The sequence below is a fragment of the Candidatus Erwinia haradaeae genome, assembly GCF_900698965.1.
Taxonomy (GTDB): Bacteria; Pseudomonadota; Gammaproteobacteria; order Enterobacterales; family Enterobacteriaceae; genus Erwinia_E; species Erwinia_E haradaeae_A.
The window spans coordinates 886,382-909,004 of the sequence record NZ_LR217725.1; the positions used below are offsets into that span (position 1 = coordinate 886,382).

At 34.3% G+C, this 22,623-nt stretch carries 14 protein-coding genes, 2 tRNA genes and 1 other RNA gene; 10 read left to right on the forward strand and 7 right to left on the reverse strand.

The genetic code is table 11. The features are described 5' to 3' along the window. Nucleotides 1-397: 397 nt before the first annotated feature. The gene (gene suhB, locus CIPSTX3056_RS02800) at nucleotides 398-1,180 is read left to right on the forward strand and encodes an inositol-1-monophosphatase (RefSeq protein WP_072666416.1); all 783 of its coding nucleotides are present in this window, start codon (nucleotides 398-400) and stop codon (nucleotides 1,178-1,180) included. Nucleotides 1,181-1,630: 450 nt separating this feature from the next. Here the strand turns inward: suhB and queC are convergent, their stop codons facing one another. Further along, nucleotides 1,631-2,377: a 7-cyano-7-deazaguanine synthase QueC gene (gene queC, locus CIPSTX3056_RS02805; RefSeq protein ID WP_231939196.1), complete on the reverse strand. Its 747-nt coding sequence runs from the start codon at nucleotides 2,375-2,377 to the stop codon at nucleotides 1,631-1,633. A 1,203-nt stretch (nucleotides 2,378-3,580) separates the two neighbouring features. Here queC and degP point away from each other — a divergent pair. From degP to CIPSTX3056_RS02830, 5 genes are all read left to right on the forward strand, one after another. Then, complete coding sequence (gene degP, locus CIPSTX3056_RS02810) at nucleotides 3,581-5,023, forward strand: serine endoprotease DegP (RefSeq protein WP_072666538.1); 1,443 nt, start codon at nucleotides 3,581-3,583, stop codon at nucleotides 5,021-5,023. Nucleotides 5,024-5,258: 235 nt separating this feature from the next. After that, nucleotides 5,259-6,194: an ADP-glyceromanno-heptose 6-epimerase gene (gene rfaD, locus CIPSTX3056_RS02815; RefSeq protein ID WP_072666417.1), complete on the forward strand. Its 936-nt coding sequence runs from the start codon at nucleotides 5,259-5,261 to the stop codon at nucleotides 6,192-6,194. 14 nt (nucleotides 6,195-6,208) lie between these two features. After that, nucleotides 6,209-7,255, forward strand: a complete 1,047-nt coding sequence (gene waaF / locus CIPSTX3056_RS02820; protein WP_072666539.1) for a lipopolysaccharide heptosyltransferase II — start codon at nucleotides 6,209-6,211, stop codon at nucleotides 7,253-7,255. Further along, entirely contained in the window at nucleotides 7,256-8,221 is a 966-nt protein-coding gene (gene rfaC / locus CIPSTX3056_RS02825) for a lipopolysaccharide heptosyltransferase RfaC (protein ID WP_072666418.1), read from the forward strand. It begins immediately after the preceding gene. Continuing rightward, entirely contained in the window at nucleotides 8,218-9,390 is a 1,173-nt protein-coding gene (locus tag CIPSTX3056_RS02830; RefSeq protein ID WP_072666419.1) for a glycosyltransferase, read from the forward strand. The genes rfaC and CIPSTX3056_RS02830 overlap by 4 nt, the downstream gene beginning before the upstream one ends. A 467-nt stretch (nucleotides 9,391-9,857) precedes the next feature. Here the strand turns inward: CIPSTX3056_RS02830 and CIPSTX3056_RS02835 are convergent. The 5 genes from CIPSTX3056_RS02835 to smpB form a co-directional block, all read right to left on the reverse strand. Next, nucleotides 9,858-9,930, reverse strand: a tRNA-Lys gene (locus CIPSTX3056_RS02835). Between the two features lie 4 nt (nucleotides 9,931-9,934). Continuing rightward, a tRNA-Val gene (locus tag CIPSTX3056_RS02840) sits at nucleotides 9,935-10,010 on the reverse strand. A gap of 303 nt (nucleotides 10,011-10,313) precedes the next feature. Then, on the reverse strand, nucleotides 10,314-11,165 hold the full coding sequence (gene purU / locus CIPSTX3056_RS02845; protein ID WP_072666420.1) for a formyltetrahydrofolate deformylase: 852 nt from the start codon (nucleotides 11,163-11,165) through the stop codon (nucleotides 10,314-10,316). A gap of 1,139 nt (nucleotides 11,166-12,304) precedes the next feature. Further along, nucleotides 12,305-12,685, reverse strand: a transfer-messenger RNA (tmRNA) gene (gene ssrA, locus CIPSTX3056_RS02850). Nucleotides 12,686-12,728: 43 nt separating this feature from the next. Continuing rightward, complete coding sequence (gene smpB / locus CIPSTX3056_RS02855; protein WP_072666421.1) at nucleotides 12,729-13,208, reverse strand: SsrA-binding protein SmpB; 480 nt, start codon at nucleotides 13,206-13,208, stop codon at nucleotides 12,729-12,731. 863 nt (nucleotides 13,209-14,071) lie between these two features. On the opposite strand from smpB, the gene CIPSTX3056_RS02860 reads away from it, so the two are divergent. Continuing rightward, a complete protein-coding gene (locus tag CIPSTX3056_RS02860) occupies nucleotides 14,072-14,509 on the forward strand; it encodes an SRPBCC family protein (RefSeq protein WP_072666422.1) in 438 nt (145 codons plus the stop codon). Continuing rightward, nucleotides 14,502-14,771, forward strand: coding sequence for an RnfH family protein (locus CIPSTX3056_RS02865; protein ID WP_072666540.1), 270 nt, complete (start codon nucleotides 14,502-14,504; stop codon nucleotides 14,769-14,771). The genes CIPSTX3056_RS02860 and CIPSTX3056_RS02865 overlap by 8 nt, the downstream gene beginning before the upstream one ends. 1,349 nt (nucleotides 14,772-16,120) lie before the next feature. Here CIPSTX3056_RS02865 and prfC read toward each other — a convergent pair. Then, nucleotides 16,121-17,710, reverse strand: coding sequence for a peptide chain release factor 3 (gene prfC, locus CIPSTX3056_RS02870; protein WP_072666423.1), 1,590 nt, complete (start codon nucleotides 17,708-17,710; stop codon nucleotides 16,121-16,123). A gap of 1,570 nt (nucleotides 17,711-19,280) precedes the next feature. Between prfC and alaS the strand changes: the two genes are divergently transcribed. Both alaS and csrA read left to right on the forward strand, forming a co-directional pair. Beyond that, nucleotides 19,281-21,920 carry an alanine--tRNA ligase gene (gene alaS, locus CIPSTX3056_RS02875; protein WP_072666424.1) on the forward strand — a complete coding sequence of 880 codons (2,640 nt, stop codon included), beginning with the start codon at nucleotides 19,281-19,283 and terminating at the stop codon, nucleotides 21,918-21,920. A 481-nt stretch (nucleotides 21,921-22,401) separates the two neighbouring features. Further along, a complete protein-coding gene (gene csrA, locus CIPSTX3056_RS02880) occupies nucleotides 22,402-22,587 on the forward strand; it encodes a carbon storage regulator CsrA (RefSeq protein WP_072666425.1) in 186 nt (61 codons plus the stop codon). The last annotated feature ends 36 nt before the right edge of the window (nucleotides 22,588-22,623 follow it).

Consider the following 22,623-nt stretch of genomic DNA (forward strand, 5'->3'; position numbering starts at 1 on the left):
CTGAGTCCAAAATAATTATAATATATAGCCATAGAAGATATCGATATTTACTGGAAAACTTAAGACCATATTACATATTTCGCACTTTCAACAGAACCTCGATGCTATCAGACACTGCGCCTAATAGAAGAATGAAACCACATAATCATTAATGCGATCTAATCGCAAACATTAATACAAGATATTTACTAGTAGGAATTACTATACTAATGTATACCATTAATTAGGTTAAAGACTTATTTATTAGTTTAAAAACTACTGTAGAGCATTCGATTACTGTAAGACAGATAGGTTTTACAGTTTTTTTAAAGGTAGTTAACCAACCTTGTTCTATAGGCTTCTGTTAATACTACTCATTCGATTGTATTATTGAATATTTACTGAGATTATAACACTTATGCATCCAATGCTCAACATTGCTATCCGAGCTGTACGTCAGGCCGGAAGCATTATCACAAAATACTATGAAATAGCAGATTCCACTGAATTGAAGCAAAAAGGTAATTATGACCTGACTAATTTTGTTGAGAAAAAAGCAAAAGACCAAATGATTGATATCATCTTTAAATCTTATCCAAATCACATTATTTTTACAGAAAATGATAGTCAAATATACAAAGATACTCAAAAAGTACAATGGGTGATAAATGCGCTAGATGATAATATTAACTACATGAAAAGACTTCCACATTTCAGTATTTCTATTGCAACACGCGTTAAAGGACGCACTGAGGTCGCCGTAGTATATGACCCAATGCGTAATGAATTATTTTATGCCTGGAGAGGTCACGGAACACAATTAAATGGTTATCGGTTAAGAGGAGGAACTGCACGATACCTAAGTGAGGCAATTTTATCAACTGATGCTATATTTAAAGTGCATGAAAGTAACGCGCCCTCCATTAATGCTTTTGAAAAGCTTTTCTGTAGATGCGCTGATTTTCGTCGTAGTGGTTCAGTTGCTCTAGATTTAGCTTATGTAGCTTCTGGTCGAATTGATGGATATTTTGCAATAAACCTGCAACCACATGATTTTGCTGCTGGGGACTTATTAGTACGAGAAGCTGGTGGGCTAGTTACTGATTTTAGCGGTGATAATCATTATTTTTGTTCTGGAAACCTTGTTGCAGGTAACGCACGAATTGTACAATCAATACTAGCTCAAATACGTCAAAGGTAGTTAAAAACATAGTTAAAAAATGATGCAGCTTGTCTATAAGCATTGCTCTGAAAATATTTATACCTCTTGAGAATATGCACTGTGATCAGATTTATGCCAATAGAGTGATGTTAATAGCTTAACTAGTATAGTAAGCACTATACACAGGTAATATTATCACCCGTGATGCATATGATAAGTAAACTATTAGTATTATTGAAGATACGCAAAATATTAAACCCTATATCGATAGCTATATAGACTATTAAGATACCGGAATACTTATTTAACATCACTATTGGTTTGAGATACATTTAAGGCTTGAACATATCCACTGAATACCCTCTTGATATCATATCGAGGCTACTATCTTGTATTAATTATAAATAATTCACTGAATACTGCTATAGCCAAGGGTCAATCACACTGTATATCACTGAAGTAATATTAATATGTTTCATATCTCATACATTAAATACTTGTATCAATCTTCATATTAGTTTGATATAAATTTTGCTTATTATATAAACTATGTTTTATAGCATTGGAATTATCTAAATATTCTCTAAGGCCTGTATTGCGCAAGTGACAAGCATTACATTGTCTACATCCATCACTCTTAATGCCATGATAACATGTTACGGTTTCATGCATTACAAAATCCAGAACACCTAGTGTGTCTGCTAATGCCCATGTTTCAGATTTTGTAAGCCACATTAATGGCGTCTTAAAGATCAATGCTTTTGACATTCCTAATGATATCGCTGTATTTAGCGCTAAAATAAAGTCATTCCGGCAATCAGGATACCCTGAAAAATCTGTTTCACATACTCCTGTAATTAATGTCTCCACCTTTAACTGATAAGCATATATTGAAGCTAATGTTAAAAAAAGGATATTGCGTCCAGGTACAAAAGTATCAGGTAAGTCTGTGTCTTGTTGTGCATCAAAATTAGAAACAAGCAAATGTTTTCTTGTTAAGCTACAGGAACTAAGATCGTTTAAAACAGAAATATTAATCAATTTATGTGAACTTATTCCTAGCTGTTGGGTAATATCTCGTGCTGCATCTATCTCATAGCTATGGCGTTGACCATAATCAAAGGTAAGGCAATGAACGAATTCGTATTCTCGCATAGCCTGTATTAGACATATAGTAGAATCTTGACCACCACTAAAAAGCACCACAGTAGAATTTTGCATCACGTTATCCTTCATATATGCTCTCTTGGGTTACGAATAAAATAGTTTTAGCTAAAAGATGATCAATAATATTTTAGCATGAATCCATGTAAGTTATATAAGAATTATGGTAGTGACACTCAATCCTGTTCCCTTCTGCTACAAGCAGAAGAATCATTAAATAATTAACTTAAAAAAATTTAACAATCATCTCTCTCTAAATATAGCACTTATAAAAATAAATCATATTAACATATGATAGACTAAAGTTATTTCAAAAGAAATGTGTTACGATTTATAAAAACTGTGCATCACTATTGATATCAAGTACATCAACCTGTGGCCTACCTATACCAAAAACACGAGAACTATGTTGGCTCTTTAAAACATATTTTTAATATGAGCAGCTATATCAATAATTGTTGAACTCTCAAATACATATGAATTTTTCAAACGAGGCTAGTACTTTAGTGCAGACTATGTACTTTGTAAAAACTACTAAAATTATACTTTATTAGAATAATTAATATACTCAGTTATATCGTTCCTGATAGTGACTTGACCACACTGTACATTGGCGATGTATGTCGCTAATCTCAAATTAGAACACGACAGGCTGTATAAGCGCTATAAAAATTGTTTATGCTAACAGCCTCTTGGTGAACGAACTTAACCATAAGTATTGATGCAATACCTACAGGAATCATGTCAAAATACTTTAAAAGTTATATCTATCTCATTAAGAAATCCTTAAGATACTAAGACTTCATAATGAAGCTTATAAAAATATTCTATTCTTTAAAAGCTAACGTGCAATCTGTATGGGAATATACACACTTAATACAATACTATACATGTCACTATTGTATTCAAACTGAACACATGAACAATATCACCTGTAAAGAAAAAATTTCTATACAGTAAGCTACAGATTTTGAATACTTAACCAAAATATCGTTAACATACTATAGTGTGCTAATTTTTGAATATTACTGACTCTGATGTAATCTCAGTAAGATATTGAGAGCTCATGCATATCTAGGTTGCAGAGTACCATAGAATCTCTTTAATGGAATGAACGTAGGTAGTACTAACTACATTCAACTGTTGTGATGCATAAATAGTATGCATATACTAATGCTTATTATGCTAAAAATATTCATTTATTATAAATATTAAGTGTCTTATGTAGAATACACCTTTCTTACGACTGCATAAAATCACTAGAGAAATATCATGATGAAAAAAAAGATTTTACTTTTACACACATTAGTTGTAGGTCTAAATTTAGTTCTACCAGTTCTGGCAGCCACAGATAATCCTAAAAATCTTTGGCATTCTGTTAATTCTGTACAATTAACAAGTCTAGCTCCTATGCTAGAGAAAGTTATGCCATCAGTTGTCAGCGTTAATATCGAAGGCACAATGATGCGTAAAGTAGAACCTATGCAGCAATTTCAACCTTTCTTTGGTGGACCTTCACCATTATGTCAGGAAGGATCTCCCTTTCTTGGATCACCATTATGTCCAGGCAATAACTCTAATGATAATTATAGCATAGAAATTCCCCCGCAAAAATTTCGATCTCTCGGTTCTGGCGTTGTCATTGACTCCATAAAGGGCTACATAGTCACAAATAATCATGTGCTAGATAACGCTACAAGAATTCAAGTACAACTTAGTGGTGGAGAAAAATATGATGCTAAAGTGATCGGTAAAGATCCTCGTTCTGATATTGCTTTAATTCAGATTCGAGGGGCTAAGAATTTAACGGCAATTACAATAGCAGACTCTGATGGTTTGCACGTAGGGGATTACACCGTAGCTATTGGTAATCCGTATGGTCTTGGTGAAACTGCAACCTCAGGGATTATTTCTGCTCTCGGTAGAAGCGGATTAAACACTGAAAACTATGAAAATTTCATTCAAACTGACGCTGCAATTAACCGGGGAAACTCAGGCGGTGCACTGGTGAATATAAATGGCGAGTTGATTGGAATTAACACTGCTATTCTAGCTCCAGATGGTGGTAATATTGGTATTGGATTCGCTATTCCATCAAATATGGTAAAAAATCTATGTAACCAAATGATTGCGTATGGTCAAGTCAAGAGAGGGGAATTAGGAATTATTGGAACAGAGTTAAACTCGGAACTTGCCAAAGCAATTAAAGTAAATGTTCAGCGCGGCGCTTTTGTGAGTCAAGTCTTATCTCAGTCTTCTGCAGATAGAGCTGGAATTCATGCAGGAGATGTGATTATATTAATCAATAATAAATCAATCTCTAGTTTTGCAGCTCTACGCGCCCAAATTGGCTCTCTTCCAGTAGGAACCACTATAGAGCTTGGATTAATACGTAATGGCAAGCTAATAAAGATTAATCTAGCTTTACAGGAAAGCAATACAGAAAGAGTGTCCTCTGGTAGTATTTATGATGGCATTGAGGGCGCAGATCTCAGAAATTACAATACAAAAGATATTAAAGGGGTTCAAGTTGAGACCCTCAAATCAGGATCAGCTGCAGCACGCATAGGACTCAAAAGAAATGATGTGATTCTTGGGGTAAATCAACAACCCATTACTAACATAACTGAGCTAAAAAAGGCGCTTGATAATAAACCTACGGTACTTGCATTAAGTATTAAACGTGGTGATAACTTAATTTACCTACTCATGCAATAAGTATGTTAAACGTAAGATTTTATTGCATAACTCTAATCAGGGTTATGTTTATCCAGAGTGCTAGCATGATTAGCTAAACAATATTTTTGTATAATCATTTGCTTCTCTTAATACAAATTAAGATATAGATACCGCAGCGGAATCTACCTTTAATCGCACAATGAGAAAGATTATACAACAATCATTAGAATAAATATTCTAAAATCCTATGCTAGCAGTGTATAAGGTAAAATCTATGATAATTGTTACAGGCGGTGCGGGATTTATTGGAAGCAATATTATTGATGCTTTAAACAGTCAGGGGTGCACAGATATTTTGGTAGTTGATAATCTCAAAGATGGTACTAAATCTTTCAATTTATCAGATCTTGATATTGCTGACTATATCGATAAGATAGATTTTCGAATTGCTATTGCAAAAAATAAAAATCACTTTCGTAATATAGAAGCGGTGTTCCACGAAGGTGCATGTTCCTCTACCACCGAATGGAATGGCCAATACATGATGGATAACAACTACCAATACTCAAAAGAACTCCTTCATTGGTGCCTTAAAGATCATATTCCATTTTTATACGCTTCTTCTGCCTCAATCTACGGTCATAATACCTGTAAGTTTATTGAAGAACGCCCATACGAGAGACCGCTGAATATATATGGATACTCTAAGATGCTTTTTGACCATTATGTCCGAAAAATTCTGCCAAAAGTAGAATCACAGATATGTGGCTTACGATATTTCAACGTCTATGGAGAACGTGAAACCCATAAAAAAGACATGGCTAGTATAGTTCTACATCTCTATAAACAGCTAAAAACTAAAAAAAATGCTCAGTTATTTATCGGTAGTAATGAGTTTAAACGAGATTTTATTTATGTTAAAGATGTAGCATCAGTAAATCTATGGTGTCTAGAAAACTCTATATCAGGTATTTTTAATTGTGGATCTGGTCAAGCGGTATCTTTCCAAGAAATAGCTTATTTTATGCTAGGATTTTATCAAAACAGCGTGATTGACTACATTCCCTTTCCAGAAAGGCTCAGGGGATACTATCAAGATTTTACACAAGCAGATCTGACAAAACTAAGAGAAGCAGGTTATCCAAAACCATTTCAAGCTTTTTCTAAAGGTATTACAAATTACATGAAATGGTTACAACATTCAGTATAGTGAGCGCTGAAGAGATGAAAATTCTAGTGATAGGACCTTCCTGGATTGGTGACATGATGATGTCACAGAGCCTCTATCGTACTCTCAAAAGTCGCAACCCTCATACGGTTATCGATGTAATAGCTCCTTCTTGGTGTCATCCTTTGCTTTTGAGAATGCCAGAAGTTAATGAATCATTACTTTTACCGTTAGAGCACGGTGTCATGAAACTGTCTGCACGTTGGCGTTTAGGTCAGATACTACGCTCAAAGCATTATGATCGAGCCTTTGTTCTACCAGGTTCATTTAAATCTGCGCTTATTCCTTTCTTCGCTAAGATTCCACGTCGAATAGGATGGAGAGGTGAAATGCGTTATGGGTTACTTAATGATATGCGTGTATTGAACGCTACTGCCTTTCCACTTATGGTGCAGCGTTACATAGCGTTATGTTATCATAAATCCAGGATGAATAGTAGTAGAGACCTGCCGCAACCGTTATGCATGCCAACACTGAACGTAGAAGACTATGAAAAACAGATAACTCTTGATGCTTTTAAAATACATTCACAACGACCGATCATTGGATTTTGTCCTGGAGCCGAATATAGTTCTTTTAAAAAATGGCCACATTATCATTACGCACAACTAGCGGAATCTTTAATTAGAAAAGGATATCAGATCCTGCTGTTTGGCTCCACTAAAGATCGTATTACCGGGGAGCGGATTTTCCTTCATCTCTCTCAAGAGATTAAACAATATTATTACAACCTTTCTGGTAACACTGATCTAACACAAGCTGTAGTTCTTCTATCCTGCTGTCATACTGTCATTAGTAATGATTCTGGGCTGATGCATATCGCTGCCGCACTGGATCGTCCATTGATTGCGCTGTATGGCCCAAGTAATCCTAAATTTACCCCGCCTTTATCAAAAAAATCTAGAATCATCTCTTTAGAGAGTAGCTGTTTTCCAAGAAAAAAGGGGAGAATCCATGAAGAATATCATCCCAGCCTGATCAGGATCACACCAGAGCGGGTTATGATGGAGTTTAAACTACTACACCACACTTTAGGAGTATAAATGCGGGTTTTAATGATTAAAACTTCCTCCATGGGAGATGTAGTCCATTCACTACCTGCATTAACCGACGCCAAGTTGATTTTTCCTGATATCTGTTGCGAATGGGTCGTAGAAGAGAACTTTTCTGAGATTCCTGCCTGGCATCCGGCGGTTTCTCGCGTTATTCCAGTAGCGATCCGTCGCTGGCGAAAAAATTGGTTTAAAAGTCTAATCCGCAAGGAACGTATCAATTTTAAACAGTCCGTACAGCATCATTCTTACGATGCGGTTATCGATGCTCAGGGCTTAATAAAAAGCGCTGCGCTAATAAGTCGTTTTACTAAAGGTGTGAAACACGGATGTGATATTTACAGCATACGAGAACCTGTTGCTAGCTGGTGGTATGATAAGCGTTATGCTGTCAATAAAAAACAACATGCCGTACAGCGCATACGCAGCCTATTTGCACAAAGCTTGCACTATACACTACCAACAACAATAGGTGATTATGGTATTCTACAACGATTTACAAAAAATCAACCAATAGAAAGCAATCACTATCTAGTTTTTTTGCATGCCACTACAAAAGAGAGCAAACAGTGGCCCGAAAACCACTGGAGAAAGCTTATCGCCTTGTTACAATCTACAGGGTTAACCATAAAATTACCATGGGGGGCTCACCATGAATTCTTGCGCGCTCAAAGGCTCGCAAGGGGGTTTGGTTACGTAGAGGTCTTGCCTAAACTAATGCTAGAGGAAATTGCGCATATACTAGTAGGAGCTAAAGCAATAATCTCCGTAGATACAGGATTAAGTCACCTCGCTGCTGCTCTCAGTCGCCCGACTATTACTTTGTATGGACCCACTAATGTAGATTTGGTGGGTGGATACGGTCCTAATCAAATTGCAATGCTTGCAGTAAAGAAAAACATGGCAGAAATAACCCCTGAAAAAGTTCAATTAATTCTGGAGCGGTTGCTTGTATGAAACAAATTCATGTGATTAATCTAGAACAAATGGGTGGGGTTGAACGCTTATTACTACAATATATCAAGGCTTCTTCTGATAAGAAGAATATAATTCTATGTATAAGCAATCATGTTGGTACCGAGATTCAACATCATCTTATAGAGAAAAAAGTATATTTTGCTAACCGATTATTTAATAATCTACCTATACGTTGTCCAAAAATTTTAAGAAAATATTGGCTATCATGGAAAATTTCTAAAATATCTGCTGATTGTGTTATTGTGTGGGATTTGATTCCTGAATTCTTCATTAAACCAAAAAATACTAAACTCCTATACTATGATCATGGCTCATCATGGCGATATACAATAAATTCTAAGACAATGCGCTTTTTTGGTATGCTAGATGGTGTCATTTCAGTGTCTCAAGCATCAAAAAGAGTTATGGAATTACGCTTTAATCTTCCGTGTGCTCATCTTGTAGTTCTCAACCGCCTGATAACTCCTATTGGTATTAATCATATAGCAAAATCACTTACTGAACCAGTAAGACTTGGGACCGCATCACGTTTAGTAAGCCTGAAGGGTATTAGTGTCTCTATATTGACACTACATGAATTAATTTGCCGCGGGCATAATATAATTCTAGAAATCGCTGGACAAGGTCCAGAGCAAGAAGAATTGCAGCGCTTAGCAAACAAACTAGAGTTAAATAATTACGTCAGATTTAGTGGTTTTCAAGAAAATATGTCTGTTTTTTTTAATCGCGTAGATATTTACATGAGTACGCCCATTACTGAATCTTTCGGATTATCTTGTATGGAGGCATTATATTATGGAATTCCAGTAATTTTTCCTATCATTGATGGTCAACCAGAAGTGATATGTGATGGTGTTTGCGGAATTGGAATTTATCCAACAGTATCTATAAAACACCACCAGAACTTATCGGGGATAAAAATTAATTTTTCTTATCATGTGTATGATCCTGTTTCTGATGTTTTAGTTCAACCAAAACTATTATCACATATTGAATGTGCTAATGCAGTAGAACAGTTAATAGTGCCAAAACGCTATCGAAAATTTAGTCATAACGCGCAGCGATATACTAGATCTCACTTTAGTTATGATGCATTTCAAAAAAAATTTCAGAAGGCACTACATTCTTTTAGTCTAAAAAAGTACTAAGATATATAGGTTTGACTATGACTATTCAGTCATAACCCTCTAAAATTGCTATTTCTCACAAGTGTTAGCGAATTCCTCAAATTTCTTATAAATTATAAATTTACTTCTGTGCGTTTCTTATTAAAGAAAAAGTTAGATGATTCAAAAATTACTAAAAGCACATAAATTATGATCATGAAGATGATAAGATATAGATATATTATTAGAGAAACTACTTTTCTTGCTAATATTTTGCTAATACTTTTAGCTTTTAGTACTTATTTATTTCATCCCGATTTTTAAAACAATACATACTTTTAATCTGATGCAATGTTGTAATAAATAAATATGTATTTTATGTATACATGTGAATTTAGTTAAACTGGTGGAATGTTAGTGATTTCGGTTAAAATCGGTTAAAATTCACTATTTTCCGATAGATGTTAAATACAATTTTTATCTAGATTGTCTGTAACTACAATGTATGATGGGTCGTGCAGGACTTGAACCTGCGACCAATTGATTAAAAGTCAACTGCTCTACCAACTGAGCTAACGACCCTAGATGGTGGGTAATGACGGGCTCGAACCGCCGACCCCCTCCGTGTAAAGGAGGTGCTCTACCAACTGAGCTAATCACCCTGTATGATACTGATAATAGCAGTATTATATAGACTCCATCAACTAAGTCAATAATTTTGCAATATCTATATCGCCTTAAGATCACCTACAATACATTTTTTAAAAATCTTCAAGTATAAATTTAGTGTAATATTTTATATATTACTATGATTAGATATATAGTTATAGTGTGTTGATGAAACAACGATCTATGAATCGAACATAAATCATTAATCATTATGCGATATTATTAAGAAATTTACTGGTATTGCATGTATGCAATACACTATAGAGCTACATCCACCTATAATAATAATTTTATTATTACAGCACAATAGTACGATTGCCATGTATAAAAACCCGATGCGTCAAAATTTTATACAATGCACGACTAAGTACATTTTTTTCAACATCATGACCCGCTCGCATCATATCTTCTACTGAATAACTATGATCGACAGAGATCGCATCTTGCATGATGATAGGTCCAGCATCTAACTGATTTGTTACATAATGTGCAGTAGCACCGATAATTTTAACACCACGAGCATAGGCCTGCTGATACGGACGTGAACCTGTAAATGCAGGCAGTAAAGAATGGTGAATATTAATAATCTTGTTAGGATAACGACGTAAAAAATCTGGTGTTAACACGCGCATATACTTCGCAAGTACTATATAATCAGGTTGATAAAGATTAATACTATTTGCGATATTATTTTCTTGCGCTAAACGCGTTAAACCTTCATGCGTGGAAAAAATAAAAGGTACACCAAAACCATACACTAACTGACTTAATCTTTTATGATTTCCGATTACTGCAGAAATATCAACGTCTAATTCACCATAAGCGCTTTTTATTAAAAGATCACCTAAGCAATGAACTTCTTGACTGACCAAAATAATAATCTTCCGGCGCTCAGTATCGTGCAGCGCATACTGCGAACCATCTGGAAGAGCGGCATTAAGATCTTGAAAAAAACTGTCTTTATAATAAAATCGACCTACTAATTCAGTACGCATAAAGAAACAAGCAGTGTTGTGATCAACAAATACATTATTCTGTAAAATATTAAATTTATTCTGATAGCAGATATCAGTAATTTTCGTGATTAAACCTGCTGTATCATGACATACAATTTTTAAAATTTTTCGTTGTTGTATGATATCTTGCATTGTGACTGTGATCCTTGTATACATAGCAACACATTGATCAATCTTAATAATAATATTACTGTATTCTATAGTAAAATTAAAGTTATATTCTATGCGTATCTTAACTGGGTAGAATGCAAAGAAAATAATCACTATCTTAGATTAATATTTTCATCAATAACAGAAACCGCTTTAATGAATAAGTATGGGGCATATTTTAGCAGAATGTTCTTAATTTATAACTATATATGTTAACTACTATACTGCTTTTAATCCAAGAATGACTATAGAATGAAATGTTTTGCATTTCAATGAAGCAGCATGATCAGTAGTATATATTAAATGGTATAATTAAATGGTATAGGTTTTAATAAATCCATAAGTTATCATTAAGAATGCTGAGGATGGATATAACTTGATTGATCAAAGAGATTAATTATGATTCAAATTACTTAAGATATGCAGATAAAAACCATATTGTTATTAACAATAACAAAAAGTGCAAAAGATAAAATCTTATTATAAATACCTTGAGGGCTAATTATTCATTAGCGCACCGGTATACCATTGAGTTTATATCTTGTGTATTGTATCTGTTAAGATACAGAACGTGATTCTATTACAGTCTCCATAGACTATCACAATAGCAGTAACTTATATCACAGCAACCATTAAGGGGAGCCAATTTGTAAGAACAATAATATTTAGATATATACTTCTCATATTTCATCTATTCCTATATAGATCATCTATTCCTATATAGATATGTATGAATTAATACATATCTATAATGTATAAAACTTTAATACTGTCAAAAGACATGTATACGGACAAGCAAAGCACATTCAAGAATAACTATTAAGAACAATTATTGTTATCTACACATATAATGTGTTTCTATTGTTTACTATAGACCCCTTTAGTATATTTTAACATCATGTTACTAACATTCAATAAGTACTCTAAACTGCAAAAATACTTGATCTCCAGGTTGGACTCAGAGGGACCGCAACTATAGAGATAAACTAAGAACTATAGAGATAAATTCAAGATATTTAGTAAAACTAACCATAGAATATAAAATGTAAAATTTATATAACCTATTTTAGGTCTAACGGAATGCATATTTTAAGTGGGTTAGTGATGCTTTAGAAGCATCTTGGTGGAGCTGGCGGGAGTTGAACCCGCGTCCAGAATTGTTCTGCTATCAGAACTACATGCTTAGTCTAGTTATTGTTGTCGTTAATAAGTTGCGAACTGACACGCCACCTAAAAACCAGCTTAACTTTATTTAACGCAATTGCCCTAAGCAAGGTTCATGCGCGATCTCTTTATTGGCCTGACCTCTCTTGATCCCGTCCTAAAGAGAATAGGCTAGGAGAGAAGACACCTTTAGTTTATTAGACTAATTACGCTGCTAACGCAGAAGGCGAAAAGTTATCATCATTTGCAACTATTTTTTTACGGCTTTTAACGAGGCAAACCGCCCCTCGGCATGCTCCTAGAGTTTCACATATCCTGTCGAATCCATAATCAGCCCCATATACTATTATAGTATAGTATATCTATTTCGTGAATATTGCACTATGTAACTATAAATTTTTTTATCATTCGTCTTTGCTCTAGCTTCCAATCGCGTTCTTTAATTTCTTCTCGCTTGTCGTATTGCTTTTTACCTTTCCCTGCACCGATCTTCAGTTTGGCCCATGCATTTTTCCAATACATTGATAACGCAATCACGCTATAACCGTGCCTCTGAATTATATTAGAGAGCACATGCAGCTCCTGCTTACTAAGAAGTAACTTACGAGCACGTCTTTCGTCGCATTGCATATATGGTGAAACTATATAAAGAGCTGAAATAATTGAGCCAATTAAAAAAGCCTCTTTACTATGCACAAGGATATAACTTTCTCTAATATTGACTTGCCCAACGCGAAGAGCTTTGACTTCCCACCCTTTTAATAGTAATCCGGCCTCAAACTCTTTTTCAATTGAATATGAGTAATGAGCGTGTTTATTTATAGCAATTGGGATACAGCTGGGTTGATGTAGTTTTTTCATAAAGGCAGCACCACTAGCAATACCTCACTAGCAATACCTATGGTTAGTATGAATAGTCTAGGTGCTAACAAGGCACATATTATGTATTTAATTACTATTAAGATTTTTACATATAAGATCTATAATCAAATTAGGCATATCAGTATCTCCAAGTCTACTGATATATATATCCAGACTATAACTATTGAGGTATGTAAAATTTATTTGACTATATTTTGACTATATAAAGAAGTATACCTTATCCTACTAATCGTCACTATACTATACAACAGCAATAATTACTGTAATATTATCTATTTATGATACTTAATAGAAATTACTTCGTGCTAATATATAACGCGACTTGCATTACAGGTAGCATAAAACCTCAAACCTCAGTATAATAAGAAAATATGCTGTATGACTGAACTCAACGCAATCAAAAGATATCGAAAAAATATATAAACTTCTATACAATAGAAGTAATGAATCCATTCCCTGTCAGAAGATATAACAACATAAGATCTTATTGGTATAAGACATACTGTCTGTTTAGTGAAAAACTAGTGTCATATACTTTTCGTGCCATGCTACAAATCATTGTTTTAAAAATGCAAAAATATAAGATATTTATCTTAATATTAAAAAAATATAAAAGATACCAGATATGTATCATATACAGACAGCATTTAAAATATTCAGGAATTAGCTTAAATCTCTAATTAGCTAACATTCATAGTACTATTGTAACCATTTACTAACACACTAAACAAAATATCTCTTTCTAAGGACATAACCTTACGAGAAGGTGTAAGATATTTCAAGTAATCACTCATGACCGTTGCGGTTATAATTGGAACTGACAAAACATTCATGGAATGAGTATGAACAAAATAAGCTGTTCTTTATGTGTGCCGTTTAGCGCTACAAAAATGTATGCTCTAGTGAATGACATAGACAGTTATCCAAAATTTTTATCAGGATGTATTAGTAGTCGGGTTCTCGACTCAAACCCTATTCAAATTATTGCCGCCATGGATATTTTTACAGTAGGAATTATGCGCCAAACCTTGGTAACTCGAAATATATTAACTCGTAATCATAGTATTCATATACAATTACTGCAGGGACCGTTTCGGCAGCTCAATGGTATTTGGAATTTTAGTGCTCAAGCTCCAGAGACTTGCCAAATAACATTTCATTTGCATGTAGAGTTTAATCATATATTTATGGAGTTAGCGTTCAATAGGATATGTAAAAAACTTAGTAGCAACTTACTGAAAGCTTTCAGTCAACGTGCAAGCGAGGTTTACGCTGTCTAATATTTTAGTTGATGTTGTTTATGCTTTACCAAACAAGCAATACCTTTATCGTGTAGAGCTCATGCCGGATAGCAGTGTGGAAGAAGCTATTACAGCCTCTGGTATTCTGGACTTACGTCCAGATATCAATCTACAGAAAAATAAAGTTGGTATTTTTAATCAGTTGGTCAACTTGAATGATAGACTTCATGATGGTGATCGTGTTGAAATATATCGCCCTATAACGGCACGAAAAAAATCTTCTTTAAATATTCCTAAATAAGCATCACAATGACAAGATAAATTCATCATGATAAGCTTCTGCGTACTAAATATATACAGTTCATTTCACGCATAATTATGTTTTTAAGAATTTTTATTGACATATGCGATACACCTATTATGAGTAGTGCTCATCTGTGCATCTTATTTGATACATTAAGACCATTTGTGTAAACTTTATATGGTTATATGTTGCGTCTCATATACAGTTTCTCTTTCAAAGAGAATCTGTTAAATCTCCGATATAAATAACTACCCAAACAATCACCCGATTAATTTATACATCAAAATACCCAAGCAATTTTAAATAGTGATTCGAGAATGTCATTGTTTGTAAAATTATCTGAATTGCATTTGCAATAGGCGATGACAGTAAGGAAGATCTACTAATCTTAATTATATTATGTAGCTTTCATCTACACACCAAAGCATTAGTAGTATAGCTAATCTCTAGTAAGTAGAGAGCGCTTTTCTAATATGACGTCATCTCTTACATGTCTTAAGAGACGCAGAAAATATTTTATCTATGTATATCACAATTCTTGAGAAGAATACTTTTATATTAGGATAACTATTCGTTATACACTATCTGCCAAACATCAATTAAGAGCATACTAGTCTCCTATTGACATATTTATTAAAAATACTTACTTAGGCAATATCCTATATATAAGACCTATTAGGTAATCACAAAAAATCAATTTTGACATATTTCTGTTATTATCCTATTAGCTAGGTTAAAGTATAGTGAATTCTGTGAACAGCTTGTACATAAAAAATAATTCTCTTTAAGATCCTTCCACTTCCTATGTTTCTAATCTGCGTAATATCATGATAAAATGTATAGATTGATATCTTTATCAGATAAATATTAGATACAGCATAAAGAATGATGCTATAATAATAGAGGTATACCTAATTATATTGAGCAAAAACTCTATAACGATATTTATTGTGCATGCTGACAATATACAAATATGACGCAACTCAATAATCATAGTGACGCAAACTAATCATAGACTAAACGATCATTTGGTTGCGTTTATAAAACTAAAAGCTTGTACACTAGGATATCAATTATGAAATATATTCATATTATATGCATATAATATGAATATGCGTTCATGTAGTAGATAGAATAATGTTTATCATTATCTAATTACAATCTTATTCCTGTACATAAATATATTTTTTGGTTAGTGTAAATAGTATTTTATTGTCATAATAGTAGATAGTATTGCTACTATATATAACCATACAGAATATGGTAACAATATTTATAGCTAATCAAAATAAAAGAGAATTTTTACCACTCTCTTTAAGTATGTGGGCACAAAATATATCTGCAAACTAATGCTCGCGAGTCGTTAAAAAAATAACATCTGGATAACGCTCTTTAGTCATCTTCAGTTTCACCATACTAGTAGCGAGATAGGTTAAATGACCAGCACCATCAATAGCTAAATTATGCTCATAATCATACCGAAATTGCGTAAACATTTTATTATCATTACACGTTATCCATCGCGCAGTGATGATATTTGTTATTTTATACACTGCATTGACGTTATATTCACTTTTTAGGCGTGAAGCGACTACATCAAATTGTAGCGCACCTATTGCTCCAACAATTAAATCATTGTTACATACCGGTCGAAATATTTGTACAGCACCCTCTTCTGAGAGCTGCATTAAACCCTTGAAAAGTTGCTTCTGCTTCAGGGGGTCGCGAAGAGAAATTCGACGAAAAAGTTCTGGAGCAAAATTTGGAATACCAGTAAACTGTATTTTTTCACCTTCTGTAAAGGTGTCTCCTATATGAATTGTACCATGGTTATGCAATCCAATTATATCACCTGGATATGCCTCAACAGCCTGTAAACGGTCACCGGCCATAAAGGTCATGGCATAAGCAATCATGAGATCTTTCCCAGTTCTAACCTGATGTAATTTCATTCCTTTTTTATACTTTCCAGAGACCACGCGCATAAAAGCTACTCGATCACGATGTCTTGGATCCATATTAGCTTGAATCTTAAATACAAAACCGCTAAACTTTGCCTCATGCGCGGTTACAGTACGTAAATTTGTATACCGTGGCATCGGGGATGGTGCCCATTCGATAACCCCTTCAAGCATGTGATCAACGCCAAAATTACCTAATGCAGTGCCAAAAAATACTGGAGTTAGCGCACCAACTCTAAATGCCTTGTCATTAAATGCGTAGGATGCACCATGAATTAATGCTAGATCGTTTCTCAGTTGATCTGCAAAATCCTCACCAATCGTACTGTCTAGATCTGGATTATACAGACCTTGAATTTTATTTACTTTTTGAATAATATGGCCCTGACCAGATTGATAAAGATATATGATATCCTGATGTAGATGGTAGATTCCTTTAAATGATTTACCACAGCCTATTGGCCAAGTTATCGGAGCGCAGGCAATTTTAAGGTTGCTTTCTACTTCGTCTAGGACCTCCATAGGATCGCGAATATTACGATCTACTTTATTCATAAAAGTAATAATCGGTGTATTACGCAATCGAGTGACATCCATAAGCTGGCGGGTTCGCCCCTCTACACCTTTTGCAGAATCTATCAGCATTAGACAACAATCTACTGCTGTCAAAGTTCGATAGGTATCTTCAGAAAAATCTTCATGTCCTGGGGTATCCAGAAGATTAATTAAGATACTTCTGTAAAAAAATTGCATTACAGAGGTGGTCACGGAAATGCCGCGCTGCTTTTCTATATTCATCCAATCAGATCTACTATATTTATTAGAGCTAGAACCTTTAACTGTAGCGGCAATTTTTAATACTTGTCCAAATAACAGCACCTTTTCAGTAATGGTGGTTTTACCGGCATCCGGATGAGAAATAATGGCAAACGTACGTCGACGTAAGACCTCTTGTGTATAAGACAGATTTAGCATAAAACTCTTCCAATTTAATAAAGTTACACTGTGCAATACTTGATTTAGACGTAAGACAATGACTACTGAGTATATTGAACTGTAGACAGTTTATGCATAGAATTGAGGTATATTATTAGATCCAGGTTCAACCAATGCTCGAAAATCATTAAGATACATTATTCTGCTTATCCAAAACAGAAGATCACGAAATTCACTTACTATACAATAATAAAGATGATACATCCTGTAATGTTGATAACATCAAGTATTCTAATCAGCGCCATCCATTGTTGTCTGAATATTATTCCCGACATTATTAACCTATCTAAATTAGAAATTTATAGCAAAGTAAGACAGCTATAAATATAGTACACCAATCTTAGAGCATGCGTAAGACATCTCTTAAAGTCAAATATACCCACATGTTTATAAGTGATTTCAGCAGACAACCGACAAAAGTACTATTTATATACTGATTATATCAATTATACTGATTATATCAATAAAGTAGTTCATACAGAATAAGCATACAATACTTAAAAGTTTTAAATACCTAATATTTCTATAATGTGCTATTATAATACATAGATTTGTAAAATTTGGATAGATTATCGTACGCACAATATTTCATACTCAGAAACTATGCATTGTTTCTACTCTAATGCGCATTAAGCATCGCAATAGGACCTACTCTCATATAGTTACTTCCATCTATTTTAGACAAATAGAGGCTGGGGATATTTACAGTAAAAACTATCGCGCTGCTCGTACCACCCAAACTTTATGGGAAATCTCTTCAAGAATAGAGATTAAGATGTTTGCACCTGCCTATGAGAAACACACCTGATTCATAAATGAAAAATACAATGCCTGACCTCGTATTCCATTCTAGATCAGTTTCTATAACTGCTATACTTAACCTATTGTCATAGATTCAGAAGAAGCAATTCACTTTTTTGGTATCATCACGATGTTCTTTATCTCTAGTGAATAACACCATATTACTTATAATTTACTTGTTTTGTACTATTAAGGAGACTTATCTATAGCATATAGTTAATCGATAAACTATATGCTATTATTAGCTAACGACATCAAAGAATATTTCGAGATACTCAGCTATTTAACGGATTTCACACACGATACATCTAGATAAAGATCTTATTTGAAATAATGCTCCATAAACGTAATTACGTCTACTAATGCACAGTGTAATATAGACGACGATCTATCTCTATATATTTATAGATTTATGTTATATAAATGAAAATATATCGTTTAATTCACTAAACACTCAACTAAAAATATGTATTATATACAATAACTATTGATTCTTGTTTAATGCGTGCACCTGTCTTTTCAACAAGGATTCACAAAACACTGTATAAACAACTAACAAAATATAAATTTTATACAAAACATATCCATCTTGTACAATGCACCCACTATATGTGATGTGAAATTTTTAATACGCTTAGTAAGTATTCGATATGACTACAGTCATAGTGGTCTACTTTCGATCTTGTTTTATTTATTATATAACGCACAATAAATTCTGCAGTATGCATCAATATCACCTGGAATACATATGATTAAAAGTACTTCACAAATTCGTCAAGAATTTCTTAATTTTTTCCACAGCAAGGGTCATCAGATTATTACTAGCAGCCCACTGATACTGCCTGACGATACAACGCTATTATTTACTAATGCTGGTATGAATCAATTTAAGGATATTTTTCTTGGTCAGAAAAAACCAAAATATACTCGTATAACTACTGCTCAACGTTGCTTGAGAGTCGGCGGTAAACATAATGACCTAGAAAAGGTAGGCTATACTGCGCGTCACCATACATTTTTTGAAATGCTTGGCAACTTTAGCTTTGGGGATTATTTTAAACAAGAGGCTATCTCACTTGCATGGGAATTACTGACTAGCTCAAAATGGTTTGGTTTACCAAAGGATAAATTATTAGTCACAGTATATGCAGACGATCATGACACTTTTAAAATTTGGGAAAAAAAAATTGGCTTACCGCTCGAACGTATTATACGGATCGGTGATAATAGAGGCAGTGCTTATGCCTCAGATAACTTCTGGCAAATGAGCGAAACAGGTCCTTGTGGACCATGCTCTGAAATATTCTTCGACCACGGTGCGCACATTAAAGGAGGCCTACCAGGAAGCACAGATGAGGGTGGTGACCGTTATATTGAGATATGGAATCTTGTTTTTATGCAGTTTAATCGTAAATCTAATGGCACCATGATACCTCTACCGATGCCAGCGGTCGATACGGGAATGGGACTAGAACGTATTACAGCAGTTCTTCAAAATGTTCACTCAAATTATAACATTGATCTATTTCAAAAGCTAATTCAATCAATCATTCAAATTACAGGCACTACAAAAATTCACGATAAATCTTTACACGTTATTGCAGATCATATTAGATCATGTGCGTTTCTCATTGCAGATGGCGTATTACCATCAAATGAGAATCGCTCTTATGTATTGCGTCGTCTGATCCGCAGAGCTGTACGTCACGGATACACTTTGGGTGCACAAAAAGGCTTCTTTTGTAAGCTAGTATCTCCATTGATTCATGTAATGGATGAATCGGCGGAAACCCTGAAGCGGTATCAAAATAAAGTGGAACAAGTTTTGAAAACTGAAGAAGAAAAATGCGACAAAACACTAGAAAAGGGACTTTTTCTATTAAATCAAGAACTAAGTAAGACATCAGACGATACACTTAATGGTGAGACGCTATTCCGCCTATATGACACATTTGGGTTTCCGATAGAATTAGTGGAAGATATATGCCGTGAGCGTCACATAAGCGTAGATAAAGTGGGTTTTACGCTTGCAATGAAAGAACAACGCCAGCGAGCAAGAAACGCAAGTGGTTTTCATACTAATTATAACAATGTGCTCTATATTACTCATAAATCTGAATTCAAAGGTTATGATTGCCTACAACTAAATGCAGTCATTTCTATTGTTATAGTTAATGAAGAAATAGTAGATACTATCTATGCCGGGCAAGATGGTGTCATTATTCTTGATTGTACCCCATTCTATCCTGAAGGTGGTGGGCAAGTTGGCGATCAAGGCACTCTAACAGCCCATAATCATACCTGTTTTATAATTAAAAATACAAAAAAATATGCTCAGGCCATTGGTCATATCGGTACACTTACTCATGGAAGACTGAGTAAAGGCGATACAGTGCTAGCGCAAGTTGATAAAGAAAATCAGATAAGTATTCGCCTAAATCATTCAGCCACTCACCTATTGCAAGCTGCTTTACGCTTAATTCTGGGTCCAAAAGTTACGCAAAAAGGGTCCTTAATTAATGCACAATACTTACGTTTTGATTTTTCATATGATCAACCTATGACGCAAGCAGAGACTCGTGAAGTTGAAGCAATAGTGAATAAACAAATTCGTCGAAACTTGCCTATTGAGGTACATATAATGGAACTAAATAAAGCGATAACTCTTGGAGCGATGGCTTTATTTACTGAAAAATACGACCAATATGTACGAGTTTTAAAAATAGATGACTTTTCTATAGAGCTTTGTGGGGGCACGCATGCTCAGCGTACGGGCGATATAGGTCTTTTTCATATTACCTCTGAATCAGGTAGTGCATCAGGGGTGAGACGCATTGAAGCCGTAACTGGAGAAGAGGCATTATCAAAAATATATCATCCATACGACGCATTATCAGACATTGCTCAACTGCTCAGAGTCAATCACCGCAATCTATATAAAAAAGTGAGCTCCCTTATAGACTGTGTACAAACTTTGGAAAAAAAAACTCAGAATCTACAGCATCAACAAGCTATACAAGAAAGCCTGCTACTGAGAAAAAAGGCTATAGAAATAAAAAATATTCAAATAGTAATCAGTCATGTAAACGTCTCAGAACCTAAAATACTACGTATCTTAGTAGATAATCTCAAACACCACTTAGGCTCAGCAATTATTGTATTAGCAACTATTTCGAACGGAAAAGTATCTCTAGTTACTGGTGTAACCAAAGATCTAACTCATCATACTACAGCTACTGAGCTTCTGAAGTACCTGGCGAAACAGATTCATGGAAAGGGCGGTGGAAGCCAACATCTAGCGCAGGCAACCGGTGTAAATATAGAGGCTTTACCTACAGCTTTAACTAACGTAAAATCATGGATTTCAGATAAAATTAAAATAATCTAATAAGGGGGGTTTTTTATTTAATACATCGACAAAGCAATATGTTTATTTTTATGCCGCGTCTCACATTAATTATCATGTAGCTTTCTCTTGTAAAGTGCAAGATTCTCTAGAAATGCTATGCTATCTAGCATAGATAAATCAAGTAGTAACATAGTCACAAGATAAACCATGTATTCTGTCGAACATTCATTAACCTATAAAATATATTTTGTAATAAAATATCTTATGATATAACAAAACCTGCCACGGTGCTCAGAAAACCATGCTCTGAAGAATCCTAAAAAACCAGACAGTATGATATATACTGTTAGGGTTATGATATAGCCTTTGATCTATATTCGGCCTTAAGCAGTGGCAGAAGACAGTATAGTATACATTTAAGACTACAGCGTCTAATCTAGCATATAATGTAGTATTCTAATACGTTTAGAACTCTCGAAACCCAGTGTAACAACTATATGAATCTGTTTAGGAGAAAACTATGCTTATTCTAACTCGTCGAGTTGGTGAAACCCTGATGATTGGTGATGAAGTAACTGTTACTGTGCTAGGAGTTAAAGGTAATCAGATACGTATTGGTGTTAATGCTCCTCAAAAAATTTCAGTGCATCGTGAAGAGATTTATCAGCGCATACAGGCAGAAAAGACACAACAAACACTTTACTAACATCTCTTGTATGCAGCATAATTTAAAATATAAATA

Excerpts from the sequence above, each read along its gene's own strand:
- smpB (WP_072666421.1), bottom strand. The coding sequence starts at position 13,208 with ATGAAAAAACTACATCAACCCAGCTGTATCCCAATTGCTATAAATAAA.
- CIPSTX3056_RS02830 (WP_072666419.1), top strand. The coding sequence starts at position 8,218 with ATGAAACAAATTCATGTGATTAATCTAGAACAAATGGGTGGGGTTGAA.
- prfC (WP_072666423.1), bottom strand. The coding sequence starts at position 17,710 with ATGCTAAATCTGTCTTATACACAAGAGGTCTTACGTCGACGTACGTTT.
- alaS (WP_072666424.1), top strand. The coding sequence starts at position 19,281 with ATGATTAAAAGTACTTCACAAATTCGTCAAGAATTTCTTAATTTTTTC.
- purU (WP_072666420.1), bottom strand. The coding sequence starts at position 11,165 with ATGCAAGATATCATACAACAACGAAAAATTTTAAAAATTGTATGTCAT.
- waaF (WP_072666539.1), top strand. The coding sequence starts at position 6,209 with ATGAAAATTCTAGTGATAGGACCTTCCTGGATTGGTGACATGATGATG.
- degP (WP_072666538.1), top strand. The coding sequence starts at position 3,581 with ATGAAAAAAAAGATTTTACTTTTACACACATTAGTTGTAGGTCTAAAT.
- rfaC (WP_072666418.1), top strand. The coding sequence starts at position 7,256 with ATGCGGGTTTTAATGATTAAAACTTCCTCCATGGGAGATGTAGTCCAT.
- CIPSTX3056_RS02860 (WP_072666422.1), top strand. The coding sequence starts at position 14,072 with ATGAACAAAATAAGCTGTTCTTTATGTGTGCCGTTTAGCGCTACAAAA.
- suhB (WP_072666416.1), top strand. The coding sequence starts at position 398 with ATGCATCCAATGCTCAACATTGCTATCCGAGCTGTACGTCAGGCCGGA.
- rfaD (WP_072666417.1), top strand. The coding sequence starts at position 5,259 with ATGATAATTGTTACAGGCGGTGCGGGATTTATTGGAAGCAATATTATT.
- csrA (WP_072666425.1), top strand. The coding sequence starts at position 22,402 with ATGCTTATTCTAACTCGTCGAGTTGGTGAAACCCTGATGATTGGTGAT.
- queC (WP_231939196.1), bottom strand. The coding sequence starts at position 2,377 with ATGAAGGATAACGTGATGCAAAATTCTACTGTGGTGCTTTTTAGTGGT.